Source organism: Roseovarius nitratireducens (genome assembly GCF_002925845.1).
Classification (GTDB): domain Bacteria; phylum Pseudomonadota; class Alphaproteobacteria; order Rhodobacterales; family Rhodobacteraceae; genus Roseovarius; species Roseovarius nitratireducens.
Window position 1 is genome coordinate 47796 of record NZ_PDNI01000074.1, and the last position, 13761, is coordinate 61556.

Annotated in this window: 11 protein-coding genes; all 11 read right to left on the reverse strand. The window is 66.2% G+C overall.

Features of this window, described 5'->3' with window-relative positions; all coding sequences use genetic code 11:
• The gene (locus CRJ03_RS16605) at positions 1-1116 is read right to left on the reverse strand and encodes a flagellar basal body P-ring protein FlgI (protein WP_104019989.1); all 1116 of its coding nucleotides are present in this window, start codon (positions 1114-1116) and stop codon (positions 1-3) included.
• Positions 1113-2123, reverse strand: coding sequence for a flagellin (locus tag CRJ03_RS16610; RefSeq protein ID WP_104019990.1), 1011 nt, complete (start codon positions 2121-2123; stop codon positions 1113-1115). The genes CRJ03_RS16605 and CRJ03_RS16610 overlap by 4 nt, the downstream gene beginning before the upstream one ends.
• 1 nt (position 2124) lies before the next feature.
• Complete coding sequence (flgK, locus tag CRJ03_RS16615) at positions 2125-3546, reverse strand: flagellar hook-associated protein FlgK (RefSeq protein ID WP_104019991.1); 1422 nt, start codon at positions 3544-3546, stop codon at positions 2125-2127.
• Positions 3547-3576: 30 nt separating this feature from the next.
• Positions 3577-4878 carry a flagellar hook protein FlgE gene (locus CRJ03_RS16620; RefSeq protein ID WP_104019992.1) on the reverse strand — a complete coding sequence of 434 codons (1302 nt, stop codon included), beginning with the start codon at positions 4876-4878 and terminating at the stop codon, positions 3577-3579.
• Between the two features lie 91 nt (positions 4879-4969).
• Positions 4970-5821 (reverse strand): flagellar motor protein MotB, encoded by an 852-nt coding sequence (locus CRJ03_RS16625; RefSeq protein ID WP_104019993.1) that lies wholly within the window; start codon positions 5819-5821, stop codon positions 4970-4972.
• An 82-nt stretch (positions 5822-5903) separates the two neighbouring features.
• Entirely contained in the window at positions 5904-7304 is a 1401-nt protein-coding gene (locus tag CRJ03_RS16630) for a TRAP transporter large permease (protein ID WP_104019994.1), read from the reverse strand.
• A 12-nt stretch (positions 7305-7316) separates the two neighbouring features.
• Positions 7317-7949, reverse strand: coding sequence for a TRAP transporter small permease subunit (locus CRJ03_RS16635; protein WP_104019995.1), 633 nt, complete (start codon positions 7947-7949; stop codon positions 7317-7319).
• A gap of 74 nt (positions 7950-8023) precedes the next feature.
• Positions 8024-9043: a TRAP transporter substrate-binding protein DctP gene (gene dctP, locus CRJ03_RS16640; protein WP_104019996.1), complete on the reverse strand. Its 1020-nt coding sequence runs from the start codon at positions 9041-9043 to the stop codon at positions 8024-8026.
• A gap of 120 nt (positions 9044-9163) precedes the next feature.
• Positions 9164-10504 (reverse strand): sigma-54-dependent transcriptional regulator, encoded by a 1341-nt coding sequence (locus CRJ03_RS16645; RefSeq protein WP_276308238.1) that lies wholly within the window; start codon positions 10502-10504, stop codon positions 9164-9166.
• On the reverse strand, positions 10501-12234 hold the full coding sequence (locus CRJ03_RS16650; protein WP_104020182.1) for a sensor histidine kinase: 1734 nt from the start codon (positions 12232-12234) through the stop codon (positions 10501-10503). Before CRJ03_RS16650 ends, CRJ03_RS16645 begins: the two co-directional genes overlap by 4 nt.
• Before the next feature lie 10 nt (positions 12235-12244).
• Positions 12245-13750 carry a heme biosynthesis protein HemY gene (locus CRJ03_RS16655; RefSeq protein ID WP_104019997.1) on the reverse strand — a complete coding sequence of 502 codons (1506 nt, stop codon included), beginning with the start codon at positions 13748-13750 and terminating at the stop codon, positions 12245-12247.
• Positions 13751-13761: the final 11 nt, after the last annotated feature.

Genomic DNA, 13761 nt, shown 5'->3' on the forward strand with positions numbered 1-13761 from the left:
TCAGCGAACGACGAACTCGGCGTGCAGGGCGCCAGCGGCCTTTATGCTCTTGAGGATGTCGATCATGTCGCGCGGCGCGACGCCGAGCGCGTTCAGCCCGGCGATCACCTCGGCGAGCGATGTGCCCTCGGGCACCTCCGCCAGGCCGATGCCCGGCTCTTCGTCGATCTCGGCCTCGGTGCGCGGCACAACCACCGTCTCGCCCCGTGCGAACGGGTTGGGCTGGATGGCGAGCGGGGTCTCCTGGATGCGCAGGGTCAGGTTGCCCTGCGAGACCGCGACGCGCGAGATGCGCACATCTTGTCCCATCACGATGGTGCCCGATCTCTGGTCGACCACGACACGTGCCTTGCGCTGCGGCTCGACCATCAGATTCTCTACCCGACCGAGCGCGTGTGCGGGCGAGCGCGCGCGCATCTCCGTGATATCGAGCCGCACGGTGCCAGAATCGAGCATCAGCGCCACGGGTCGGCCCATGACACCGTTGATCGCGCGCTCGATTCGGGCCGCGGTGGTGAAATCCGGCTCGCGCAGCGCGAGCCGCAGGCTTTCCAACCCTGCGAAATCGAAATCCACCTCGCGCTCGACCCGAGCCCCGGAAGGGATGGTTCCCGATGTCGGCACGCCCTGCACAACGCTACCCGCCTCGCCCTCGGCAGACGCCCCACCGGCGATGATCGTGCCCTGTGCCACGGCATAGATCTGGCCGTCCGCGGCGTTGAGCGGCGTCATTACCAGCGTGCCGCCCAGCAGGCTCTTGGCATCGCCGATGGCCGAGACCGTCACGTCGATCTGGCTACCTGCGCGGGCAAACGGTGGCAGCGCCGCGGTGACGAGCACGGCGGCGACATTCTTGGGGCGGAACTGCTCGCCTGTGACATTGATCCCGAGCCGCTCGAGAATGTTGGACATGAGCTCCTCGGTGAACGGCGAATTGCGCAGGCCGTCGCCGCTTCCGTTGAGCCCGACGACAAGCCCGTAGCCAAGCAGATCGTTGCCGCGCACCCCGTCGAACTCCACAAGGTCCTTGATCCGGACCGTACCGGCGCCGGCGGCATGGACTGTCGTGAGGCACATCAGCAACAAGGCCAGGATCGTGCGCAACGGCGGCGTCATGACAGGAAACTCGCGAGATTGAGGCGCGCGGTGCGCGCGGTGATGGTATAGAGTGTCTCCAGTTGAGACTGCACCTGTTCGAGCGCCGTCGCGCTCTCGAAGATATCTACCGAGACGAGATCGTTGCGCGCTATCCCAAGGCTTGTGATCTCGGCGTCGATTCGGCTCCGGGCCTGCGCGATCCGCTCCTCGGCAAAACCGAGCTGCGCGCGCAGCCGCGTTACCCCGTCCTGCCCGGAGAGAAGCCCCGTACCCATGTCGCGGACAAGCGCGGCGCGGTCTTCGTGGCCGAGCGCGAGAGCCGGGTCGTCGAGAAGTGATAGCATCGCCGCCTGCTTGATCTGGCCTCGCAATGCGGCATCGTCTGCGTGGATGCGCAGCGCGACGGTCTCTCCCGCACCGAGCGCAAAAGCCGCCGCCGGCGCCTGTCCACCACGATAAACCACCGTGGAAAACCCGCCGCCCGGTGCATCGAAGAAGGCATCAAGCTCGCTCCGCAATGTAGTTGCGTCTGGGGCTGCCGTCAGCACCGTGCGCAGTTCCTGCAATAGCGTGTCGGTATCGGCGAGTGGCGAGCGATCAGCCAGGTCGCCGCCGAACAGGGCGCGGCCCGCCGAGGTGGTGTTGAGCGCCCCGATCATCGTCGACAGGGCGGCGCGCGCCCCCTGTGCGAGGACGGTAGATTGTATCGCTCCGCCGACCGAACCGGCTGTGAGTGCCGCTTGGGCAAGCGCCTCGCCGCTCTCCGCCACGCGGCCGAGCGCCGTCTGCATGATTTCCGCGTCCACCGAAGCGATTCGCGCCACGTCCCGATGCGTATCCGCCAGGGTGAGCGCCCGCTCGACATCCGCCAGAGGAACAAGATGGCCGGACAGGTGCCTCGCGGTGTCCGTGGTGCGGCCCGTCGACACCTCGCGGGTCAGGCGGGTCGTCTCGCGGGCAAGATGTGCGCCCTGCTGTCGCAAAACGAAGCCTTGGGCGAGATCACCGATTGATTGCAGGGCCATGTCATATCCTCAGAAGGGTTTGCATCATGTCGTCGAGCGTCTGGATCATGCGGGCATTGGCCGAGAAGGCCTGCTCCACGAGCAACAGCCGCTGCAACTCTGCATCGCTATCCACGCCGCCGCGCAGTTCCAGCTCGCGCAGTTCTCCGGCCTGTCCGGAGGCAAAGCTTGTCGTATTCTCGGCCGTCAGCCGTGCCTGCGCGACCCGGCTCGAAAGCTGGGCGGCATGACCGGAGAGATCACGCTGCATCTCGCCCGGTGCCGGTGCCTGGCGCGCCGACAGCACATTGCCGAGCGCCGCGAGATACGGGGCGTCCGCCGGGGTCCCGGGGCTCGCGGCATCCGGTCCGACGCGTAGCCGGAAGAGCGCGCCGCCACGCTCGGGATCGACCGCGGGGTTGATCGCGATCCGCCCGGCGAGCCCCGCCTCGGTCGCGGGGTCGAAGCGGGCTCCGGCATCGGTGAAGACCCCTGGTGATGGTGGCGGAGTGAGGCTCTCGACCCGCTCGACGAGGTCGCGAGCGAGCGCGTCGAGCCCGCGTTGCGCGTCGAGCCCGAGCGCGTCGCGGTTGTCGATGAGTGCCGCAAGCCGTCCGCCTGCGAGCGGGCCGCCCGTGCCGGTTGGCACCGGGTACCCGCCGATCTCGAGCCCGGAGAGGAGCCCGTTCTGCACCGTCATGTGCGCCGCCACCAGCGGTGTCGCCTCGAAGCCGATCCGCGCCGGGCGCCCGTCGAGCAGCAGCGCACCGCCGGTAGAAACCAGGGCGATCTCTCCCCGAGACCGCTCAAGTTGCCGGATGGGGACCAGTTCGGAGATCGAATCGATCGCCTGCTGCCGTCGATCCTCGAGCGATGCCGTGTCGTGGCCCGAGGATCGCGCGACGACGATTTGCGTGTTGATCTCGGCCACCCGTGCAAGGCCGGTATTGAGCCGTTCAACGGTATCGGAGATATCGGCATCGGCCCGGCTGCGCAGGGTCTCGACCTGCCGTCCCGCACCGTTCAGCGCCGCGCCGAGCGCCGTCGCCTCGTTCAGCACCGCACCCAGCCGTGTATCGTCCTCGGGCCTGGACGAGGCCGAGACGATGGCCGCCTCGAATGCGGCGAGCCGGTCCGCAATGCTGCCGCCCTCGCCCGGCAGACCCAGCGCACGCTCGACGGAGGCGGCAAAGCCAGCGCGCGTTTGTGCATCGGCCAGTGCGCTGTCGGCAAGTCGCCGATCTCCGAGAAGCACCGGATCGACGTGGCGCGTCACGCCAGTCACTTCCACACCGCCGCGTGTGCCCTGCGCCTGCAGGCCAAGCTCGCGCGGGGCATAACCGGGCGTGAGCGCATTCGCGAGATTGCCCGAGATCACGTCGGTCAACCGCGAGCTTGCGTTCAGCCCGCTCAGGGCATTGTTGAAGGCGGCGGATATGGACATCGGTCTGGTCCTTTACGCGAGGGTCGGCAATCAGCGGATGATGTTGGTCGTTTCCTGCAGCATCTCGTCGACGGTCTGGATCACGCGCGCATTGGAAGAATAGGAGCGCTGCGTCTGGATCATGTCGGTCAGCTCGCGCGCGACATCGGTGGCCGATCCCTGCCGGGAGAAGGAAATGAGATCGCCGGTCGGGCCGCCGCCGGCATCCCAGAGAAAGAAGTTGCCGCTGTCGAGGGAGGGCCGGTAGGTCTGGCGATCGAGGGCCACCATCCCATTCGGATTGGGCAGGTCGACGAGCGGAACCTGGAAGATCGTTCGTGTCACACCGGTGTCGAACGTGGCGTGGACAAACCCGTTGCCATCGACCTCGATGGACACCATGTTCCCGACGGGTGAGCCGTCCTTGGAAATGGAGAGCGGAGCGAAGCTGTCGGAGAGCTGTGTGAGTCCTTCGGTCGTGCCCGGGCGCCCGATACTGATCTCGATCGGGCCACCATCGACGGTTGCGATCAGGCTGCCCGTGGCCGGATCGTAAGCCCCGCCGCTGATAGTGGTCACTTCGAGCAGGGTGCCGCCCGCGGCTCGCGAATCGGCGAATTCGAGCTCGTACTCGCCGATGACGGCATTGCCGCTCGCCGAATCTCTGAGGGTCATGGTCCAGATATTGGACGTGCCGTTTGCCGGAATCTGCGGTGTGAAGGACGCTTGGATAGTTTCCGACCGGCCAAGATTGTCGAAATACTCGATCGACAGTTGCTGCGGGGCACCATCGGCCTCCGCGTTGGTTTCGGTCGCCGGAAGATTGACACCGAGGGTGATTGCCGTTGTCGGTTCGCTGGTCAGTTGGTTAGCATTGATCTGGACCGGAACCAGACCTTCGCTGGTGTCCCGCGGGAAAGAGGGAATCGAGCCATCGGGACTGGCGGGCCAACCAAGGAGCGTCAGGCCAGACGCCGTGACGAGCCGTCCCTCGGCATCGGTGCGAAACGATCCGGTCGTCGTAAGGAGCATCTGCGGCGTGCCGTTCGAGACCGCGACTTCGCTGCTCGACGCAACGGGTATGAAGCCGCGCCCGCGCACCGCGAGATCGGTGGGGTTGTCGGTTGTGACGAGCGAGCCGCCCTGGTCGATGAGCCGTTCCGTGGTCGCGCGCACGCCGCCCGCCGCGTAATTCCCGCCGTTGCCACTGACGACAAGCGAGTCAAAACTCGTCTCGACGCGGCGATAGCCGAAGGTCGAGGCATTGGCGATATTGTCGGAGATCGCCGCCAGGCGGGATGCGTTGGCACTGAGCCCCGCGACGCCGGCATTCAGGGAAGAGGAAATTGTCATGGGCACGCCTTTCAACTGGATCGAGCATCGTCTCGACACAGTCATAGGCGCGTTGCCTTAACATCGCGCTAATCGCTAAAATCAAGTGTTGTTAGAGAGATCGCAGGAACGTCACCTCCAGACGGTTGTTGCGCGGCGACATGGGATCCGCCGTTGCCGGAGAGCGGTCGGCATGGCCGGTGAGCCGACGCATGCGTGCGCGCGCGATTCCCGAATCCTCAATCAGAATCCGCGCCCGGTTAGCGCGTGCCGCCGACAGGTCCCAGACCGGATTCTCGACAAGGGTGACAGGCCGCGCGCGGGTATGTCCGGCGATGGCGATGTCGTTGACAATCGGAGTGGCAACCATTGCGATGACTCGCGCGATCTCGCGCAAGGTGTCGGTCGGCTCACTTTGATCAGACACGAAAAGCGTCGCGTCGCCCACGTCGAATATCTCGATGATGAGCCCCTCGTCGGTGACCCGGGTCACGATGTGGCGGAGCACGTCATCGGAGGCGAGGCTCTCGCCGCTGCGGCCCCGGAGCCGGTCGTCGATTTCGGAGAATGCGGCGGCGTCCGCTTCGGTTAACCTGACACTCGCCCCGTCGCTCATCACGCCGGTATCGCCGCGGGCCTGGTGGCTTTCGGTACTATGCAGGTTCTCCGCGCCGGTTCCGCTCTTGGCCAGGCTCTGTTCGGAGAAGATGGTATCGCCACCGAACGCGCCGCTGCCGCCGCCGGATACCCGATTTATCGGCACGGTCGGGCTAAAGTAGTCGGCGATGCCCTTGCGTTGTTTTTCGGTTGTCGCGCCAAGAAGCCACATCAGCAGGAAGAACGCCATCATCGCGGTGACGAAGTCGGCATATGCCACCTTCCAGGCACCCCCATGATGCCCGCCGCCACTGACGACCTTCTTCCGTTTGATGATGACCGGCGCCGCATTGCTGCGCGCGTCCATAACTCACCACCTGTTTCACACCCGGAACAAGGGGTAGCACATGACCGTTTAACGTGCTGTTAATTCGTCAAGTTTTACCGGTTCAGGCCAGCCCTGGCAGCCACAGCACGATCGCCGGGAACGCGACCAGAAGCGCGATAGTGACAGCGTCGGCGACAAAGAACGGTGTGACGCCGCGAAACACGTCCTGCACGCTCAGGTCGGGCCGCACGCCGGCCACCACGAAACAGTTGAGGCCGATGGGCGGGGTGATGAGGCAGAATTCGGCCATCTTCACCACGAGGATACCGAACCAGACCGCGCACATCGGCCCCGACATGCCGAAGGTGCTGTCCGCGGCAGAGACCATCGCCCCGCCGTTGAGCGCCATCACCGCCGGGTAGACCACCGGCAGCGTCAGCAGCAGCATGCCGATTGCATCCATGAACATGCCCAGCACCGCATAGGCGAGCAGGATGCAGATCAGGATCAGCATCGGCGACAGGGTGAGAGAGGTGATCCAGTCGGCGAAGGCCGACGGCAGATCGGCGAAGCCGAGAAAGCGCACATAGATCAGCACCCCCCAGATGATGGTGAAGATCATCACCGAGAGCTTGGCTGTCTCCAGCAGCGCATCCTTCAACTCCGCCCAGCGCATCCCGCGATAAACCGCCATGAGGAACACGACGAAGGCCCCGATCGCACCGCCCTCGGTGGGCGTGCCCCAGGCATCGCCGCCGAACGGGTTATAGACGAAGAAGATGATCGTCACGACGACGAAGACGATGGGCAGGGCAGGTGGCAGCGAGGCAAAGCGCTCGCGCCAGGTAAAGCCGCTCACCGGGGGGCCGAACCCCTTGATCGTCAGCGCCAGCCCGATGATGAGAAACGCATAGACAAAGGCCGAAAAGACGCCGGGAATGAAGCCCGCGAGCAAGAGCTTGCCCACGTCCTGCTCGACGATGATCGCGTAGATCACCAGGAGCGCTGATGGCGGTATGAGGCTCGCCAGGGTTCCGCCCGCCGCCACCACGCCCGCCGCGAACCGCTTGTCATAGCCGATCTTGAGCATCTCGGGAATGGCGATGCGGGCAAACACTGCCGCCGTCGCCACGCTCGCGCCGGACACGGCGGCAAACCCCGCGGTGGCAAAGACGGTCGAGACCGCGAGGCCCCCCGGCACCCAGGCGATCCAGCGCTTCGCTGCCTCGAAGAGCGCCTTGGTCAGCCCCGCGTAATAGGCGAGATAGCCGATCATGATGAAGGTGGGGATGAGGCTCAGCGCCTGCGAGCTGACCTTGGAATGCGGCACCTGACCCGCGGTCTTGACGGCAACGGTCAGCGCCCAGATGAATTCATCCCCTGCATAGCCCTTCTTGGACCAGAAAATCCAGATCAGCCCGACCACACCGGCGAGTGCTGCGGCAAAGGCCACGCGCATCCCGAGGATCACGACGACCAGCATCAGACCGGTCACAACAAGCCCGATATCGATCGGTTCCATCAGGTGGGTTCCTTATTCGTCATGGCCGCTGACATGCGCGGCCTCGCGGGCGGCCTGTGTCGCCACGTCCTCGATCAGCGGCACGGCGACCGGGCGCTCCGCCCCGGTGACAAGCGCGCGCGCAAACCCCCAGACCTGAAGCGCCAGCCGCAGCGACAGCACGCCAAAGGCAATCGGCGCGAGAATCTTGGCGGGCCAGATCGGCAGCGCGATGTCGATCGTGCTGTCGCGGCTCCACAGCGGTGCGTCCCAGTCGAAACTGCGCTCGAAATGCGCCCAGCTTCCCCAGACCAGCAGCAGCATCAGCAGCAGGACCGCCAGCGTCGTGATCAACTCGATCAGCCATAGCGCGCGGCCCTGAAACAGACCGACGAAGATATCCATGCGGATATGGCCACCGTCGCGCTGTGTGTAGGCCACGCCCATAAAGGCGATGAGCGGCATGATCTGCTCGATCCAGTCGACATAGCCGGACAGCGGTTGATTGAAGAAATTGCGCCCGCCCACGGAAAAGACCGCCAGCACCATGAGCGAGAACACCGCGATTCCGCTCAGCAGAGCGAGTTGCCGCTCGACCCGGTAGAGCCCAAGATCAAGCCTGCTTAGCGTGCTGTCGTCCGACAGCACAGAGGCCACGCCCGCCATGTCTCATCTCCCCCGCTATACCTGAATGAATCGGCCCGCTGCGGTTCTTGCGCAGCGGGCCAGAGCGGTCAGGCTCAGGAGCCACCCTTCAGCTCGGCGAGCTTGTCGGTGGCGAAGTCATAGAGATCCTGCGCGGGCAGGCCGCGGTTTCCCATGTCCTCGATCCACGCCGCCGCGGCGGGACCGGCCACGGCCTCTTCGAACGCCTTGAGTGACGCCTCGTCGAAGCTGATGACCTCGATCCCGCGCTCTTCGAGCGCCGGGCCCCAGGCTTCCATCGTGTTGTTCGTGTAGTTGTCGACATAGTGGTCGAGCGCTTCGTCGATCGAGCCCAACAGCGCCTCGCGATGTTCGTCAGATAGTCCTTCGAGCGCATCGGTATTGGCCACGACCGGGCAATTAACCGTGCCGGGGTTGAGGTTCGCGGTCCACCAGTCGCCGTTCTCGATGGTGCCGAAGGCCATGTGCGCGTGCGGGGCAAAGGCCACGGCCTTGACCACGCCACTGTCCATCGCCTGCCGCACCTCGGTTGCGGTCATCGAGGTGGGCACCGCGCCCACGGCCTCCATCGCCGCACCGATCCCGCCGGTGGCGCGCACGCTCAGCCCCTCGAAATCGCCGAGGCTGCGGGGGGCGTCGCCCATGCCCACGAGGTTGTATTGCGGCATCGGCGAAGGCATCAGCAGCGTCGCGTTCCAGCGCGCGAGATCGGCCTCGACTGCCGGGTGATCATAGAGCGCCATCGACAGCTTGCGCTCCTGATCCAGCGTCTCGACGCCCAGGAAAGGCAGCTCCAGCACGGTGATCGACGGGTTCTTGTCGCGGTGATAGCCGGCACAGAACTGCGCCATCTCGAACGCCCCGATGGAGATACCGTCGAGGTTCTCGCGGTTGTTGCTGAGGCCGCCATAGCTGATGTTGAGGGTGAAATCGCCGTCGGTCTTGGCGCTCACAAGCTCGGCCATCTTCTCGACATGCTCGGTGAATGCGCGGCGCTTGCCCCAGAGCGAAACATTCCACTCGGTTGCCATCGCCTCACCGGCAAAGGCAAGGCTGATTGCGGCCACGGCGGTATAGCTGAGATATTTCTGCATGGTTTTCCTCCCAGATTTCATGCGTCATGATGGCCGCTACCTTGGGACATGCCCGTCCCGATGGCTATGAAGAAAACCGCGCATGCCCCGGCAGCCGCCCTGCGGATATCCGCAAGGTGACTACAGCAGCGCCTCCTTGTCCAGTCCCAGCTTGACGATCTTCTCGTTGAGGGTGCGTCGCCCGATGCCGAGCGTTTCCGCCACCGCGTCCATACGACCCTCGTGTGCGGTGATCGCCTTGGCGATCAGCTCGCGCTCAAACGCCGCGACGGCGGCGCGCAGCGTGTCAGGCACATCGTCGCTCACCGGGTCGCGCCGCAGTGCCTGCGCGACCGAACCTCCGCCGCGCCGCGCCATGAGCACCCGGCGCTCGCAGACATTGCGCAGTTCGCGCACATTGCCCGGCCAGTCATGGGCCAGCAGCGCGGCGCTGTCCTCGGGCGTCAGGTCGGGCACGCGGGTCTCGTAGACGCGGGCGAACTCGTCGAGGAACCGCGCTGCCAGAAGCATCACGTCATCCCGCCGCTGCCGCAGCGTGGGCAGGGTGATCACCGTGGTATTGAGCCGATAGAGCAGATCGGCGCGCAGCCGCCCGTCGCGCACCGCCTCTTCTGCGTCCTCGTTGGTGGCCGAGATCACCCGGAACGACAGCGGCACCGGCGTCTCCGCCCCCAGCGGCAGAACCTGCTTGTCCTCGATCACCCGCAACAGCTTGGCCTGCACCGGCATCGGGCAGGTGCAGATTTCATCCAGGAACAGCGTGCCGCCATCCGCGCCCTGCAAGCGTCCCTTGGCTCCGCCCCCGGTGCCGAACATCTCGGCCTCGAAGCCCTCGATCGCGAGCGCGGCGCAGTTGAGCGCCACGAACGGCCCCTCGGCCTGCGTGCCCAGGTCATGCAGCGCGCGTGCCACCAGTTCCTTGCCGGTGCCGGTCTCGCCCTGCAACATCACCGCCGCGCCGCTTTGCGACAGGTCCAGAACGTCCTCGCGCAGGGCAACGGTCTCGGGCGTCTGCCCGAGCAGTACCCGGTCCAGGCCTGATAGCTGCATCAGCCGCGTCTTGAGCCGCGCATTGGTGCGGCGCATTGCGTGCTGATCGGCGGCATGGCGCAGGATGTTGAGCAAGCGGCGCGGCTCATAGGGCTTTTCGACGAAACTGTAGGCGCCGCGCTGCATTGCATCGACGGCCATCGCGATATCGCCATGCGCCGAAATCAGCACCAGCGGCGGCGCGAGATCGCGGTCCAGACTGTCCAGAAGCTCGAGCCCCGACATGCCCGGCATCCGCACATCCGACAGGATCACATCCGGCTGAAACTCCGCCAGCCGCTCGATCAGCCGCTCGGCGCGCGGCAGCGCCTCCACCTGCCAGCCCGACGCATCGAGCAGATCGACCAGCGACAGGCGCATTGCGCGGTCATCCTCGACAACGAGGATGCGGGGGATCGCCGGACCGCTCACGCCGCGCTCGCTCCGGCGTCGTCGCGTTCCTGCGGGATGTCGATGCAGAACACCGCGCCGCCGCCTTCGGCGTCGCGGGCGCTGATCCGCCCCTCATGCGCGCGAACGATATTGGCCGAGATGGCAAGCCCGAGCCCCATGCCGCGCCCGCTTTCGCGGGTCGTGACAAACGGCTCCTGCAAGTCCTCGAGCCGGGCCTGTCCCAGCCCGTGGCCGGTATCGCGCACCTCGACCCGACCCGCGCCGTCGCGCAGCGCGACCAGTACCTCGATCCGCCGCACGTCGCGATCTTCGACCGCGTCGATAGCGTTACGCAACACGTTGGTCAGCACCTGCTCGATCCGAAGCTGATTACCGCGCACGGTCACCGGTTTATCAGGGGCGGTCACCGATACCGTGGCCGCGACCCGTGCGATATTGGGCTCCACCAGCGCCAGCGCTGCTTGCACCGCGGCGAACAGGTCGACCGGGCCGAATTCCTCGCGGTCATTGCGGGCAAAGAACTTGAGCTGACGGGTGATCCCTTCCATCCGGTCAACGATAGCGGCGATCCGCGGCGCGAGCCGCCCCTCGCCCTGCCCGCCGATCTCCGCCGCCGTGAGGTGATTGCGCATCGCGGCAATCGGCTGCCCAAGCTCATGCGTAACCGAGGCGGCCAACTGTCCCAGCGCTGCCAGACGGCTTGCGCGTTCAAGCTCGTCCTGTGTCCGTGCCAGCCGCCGTTCGGCTGCCCGGCGTTCCTCGATCTCGACTGCCAGCCGTTCGTTGGCCTCGCGAAGCTGCGCCTCCTCCGCCTCGGACCGGCGCAGCGCCGCCCCGATTCGCCTAGTGCGCCGCACCTGCGACGCAAGCAGCCCGCCCCCGGCCAGCGTCGTCACGATCCCGGCCAGAAGCCAGCTTCGCGTCACCGCCGCGCTGTCATCGGCAAAGTAGTGCAGAACCCAGCCATGCGGGGTCAACGTGCCGGAAAGGTGCAGCCGCTCGGCCCCGCCGATCACGGCGCGCCGGTCCTCGGCGGGCCGCCAGTCGAGCGGCCCGAGTTCCTGCCCCGGAAATTGCCGATCCCGCGCGATCCGCGCGCGCTGTTTCGTATCCAGCGTGCCGAGCGCGCGATACCGCCAGCCGGGATCGGACGACAACAGAACCACGCCGTCGCGGTTGGCGAGCAACACCTGCTCTCCCGCCGCGCGCCACGTCTCCTCCAGATCGGTGAGGTCAAGCTTGATCGCGATCACGCCCAGAGTCTCTCCGCCGTTTCCACGTACCGGATCTGCAATGAAATAACCCGGCAGGCCGGTCGTCGCGCCGATCCCGTAGAACCGTCCCTGTCCACCGGCGAGCGCGGTCTGGAAATAGGGCCGGAATCCGTAATCTTGCCCCACAAAGCTTTCCGGTGTCCCGGCATTAGAGGCGGCGATGGTCACGCCGTCGGGGCGCATGAGATAGATCGCGTCGAGCCCCGATTCCGCGGCAAAGGCCGCAAGCCTGCGGTCAAGCACATCCGTTGCGCGCCCGGCGGCGGTGTCCATCACGTGCCGGTCCCGCGCCAACACATAGGTCAGGTGCGAAAACCGCTCGATCTCCGATATCACCATGCTGCGATAGAGCGACAGGCGGCCCTCCGCCTTGGCCTGTTCTTCCGAGCGGAAGAAGCCGAGCGAGATCAGAAACACGCCAAGAATGACGCCCAGTGCCGTCAGAACGGCCAGACCCCGGAGTGTCAGGCGCATCGCGAAGCCGTCACCGCCGCTCCCCGGTCGGCTCCGCTTCATCCGTCCCGGGGGCGTCCTCGACGATCTCGGCATCGGGCACCGTCTCGTCCTCTCCGGCGGTGTCCTCGGTGGCGGTGTCCTCTTCCGCCGGCTCTTCGACCGGACCGATCAGCAGCGGCAGCATCTCAAGCCCGGTGGGTGTGCTCACCGCCGTATCGGGCGGCGCACGCCAGCTCAGCGTATCGAATGAATGACAGTTCTCGCAGACGGGCTGCCACTCGGCATGGATGTGCTGGCAGTTGTCGCAGCACCACTGCGGGCCGCGCGGCGCGCCCAGCGCCCGCGCCAGCCAGCCCTTGACCACGGCATCCGACGCACCCTCGCCGCGCTCGATCGCCGCCATGATCGTGAGCGCGCGGGCATCCGGCTCCACCTCCGCGAGGTCGCCGAGCGCGCGCCGCGCCGCCGGGAAATCCTCTGCCGCGAGGCACAGTTCCGCCTCCAGAAGCCGCGTCTCGCGGTCGTCAGGATGCACCTTGAGCAGCTTGGCGAAGCGCTTGAGCCGCGCCTGCGGCGTCTCGTCCGGCTCGATCGACGCAAAGGCGGCGGCGAGGTCGGGATGCGGCCGCATCAGCCAGGCCTTGTTGATGACGCGCACGGCGGCGCGCTTCTTGCCGGCCTCGACATAGCCGCGCGCGGCCAGTACGGCAGCCGGGACGAGGTCGGGTGACATCCGGTTGGCCTCTATCGCCGCCTCGCGCGCCTCGACTGTCCTGCCTTCGTCCAGCACGTCGCGTGCCTCCGACAGCGCCAGAACGGCATCGCGCCGCTTGTGCACGTCGCGCGGCAGTGCGCCGTACTTGAGCTTGGCACCCAGCGTGGCGCGCGCGCCCTTCCAGTCGCTCTTGTCGGCCTGAAGCTGCAACAGCGTGTCCTGTATCTCGACCTGCCGGGGCTTGAGCGCGAACGCGGTCTTGGCCAGCTTGAGCGCGGCGTCGGTCTCGCCTGCCTCCAGCTTTTGCCGCAGGATGCCGCGTATCCCGACGAAGCGGGTTTTCTCGTTGGTGAGCAGGCGTTTGAACGCCGCTTCGGCCTTTGCCTTGTCGCCCGCCATCTCCGCGCCCTGAGCGGTGATGAGATCGGTGAGCGCGGGTTTGTGCAGAAATTTCTCTGCCTTGGCTGCCTGCAGGACGGCCTTGTCACCCTCGCCCGAGGCCAGCGCCAGCACGCCCTCGCCCAACGCGCGATAGCCCTTTTCCTGACGGTTGCGATCGAAATAGCGCGACAGCGCTGTCTCGTCGCCGTTGATGAAGCGCAGCACCGCCACCAGCATCCCTGCCAGCTTCATCAGCAGCCAGATCGCAAGCACCAGGATGCCCAGCGCGATCACCGCCTTGATGGGCGTGAGGTTGACCTCGATCCCGGCCATGACGATGCGCACGCCGCCCTCGAGTTCGAGCAGGTAGGACGCCCCGAAGGTGATGGCCCCGACAAGGGCGATGAACACTGCAACCTTCACGATGGACCAAAGCATCAGACCCGCCC

Coding starts and splice junctions, on each gene's coding strand:
- CRJ03_RS16610 (WP_104019990.1), bottom strand. CDS start 2,123: ATGGCCCTGCAATCAATCGGTGATCTCGCCCAAGGCTTCGTTTTGCGA.
- CRJ03_RS16650 (WP_104020182.1), bottom strand. CDS start 12,234: ATGCGCCTGACACTCCGGGGTCTGGCCGTTCTGACGGCACTGGGCGTC.
- CRJ03_RS16655 (WP_104019997.1), bottom strand. CDS start 13,750: ATGCTTTGGTCCATCGTGAAGGTTGCAGTGTTCATCGCCCTTGTCGGG.
- dctP (WP_104019996.1), bottom strand. CDS start 9,043: ATGCAGAAATATCTCAGCTATACCGCCGTGGCCGCAATCAGCCTTGCC.
- CRJ03_RS16630 (WP_104019994.1), bottom strand. CDS start 7,304: ATGGAACCGATCGATATCGGGCTTGTTGTGACCGGTCTGATGCTGGTC.
- CRJ03_RS16605 (WP_104019989.1), bottom strand. CDS start 1,116: ATGACGCCGCCGTTGCGCACGATCCTGGCCTTGTTGCTGATGTGCCTC.
- CRJ03_RS16635 (WP_104019995.1), bottom strand. CDS start 7,949: ATGGCGGGCGTGGCCTCTGTGCTGTCGGACGACAGCACGCTAAGCAGG.
- flgK (WP_104019991.1), bottom strand. CDS start 3,546: ATGTCCATATCCGCCGCCTTCAACAATGCCCTGAGCGGGCTGAACGCA.
- CRJ03_RS16625 (WP_104019993.1), bottom strand. CDS start 5,821: ATGGACGCGCGCAGCAATGCGGCGCCGGTCATCATCAAACGGAAGAAG.
- CRJ03_RS16620 (WP_104019992.1), bottom strand. CDS start 4,878: ATGACAATTTCCTCTTCCCTGAATGCCGGCGTCGCGGGGCTCAGTGCC.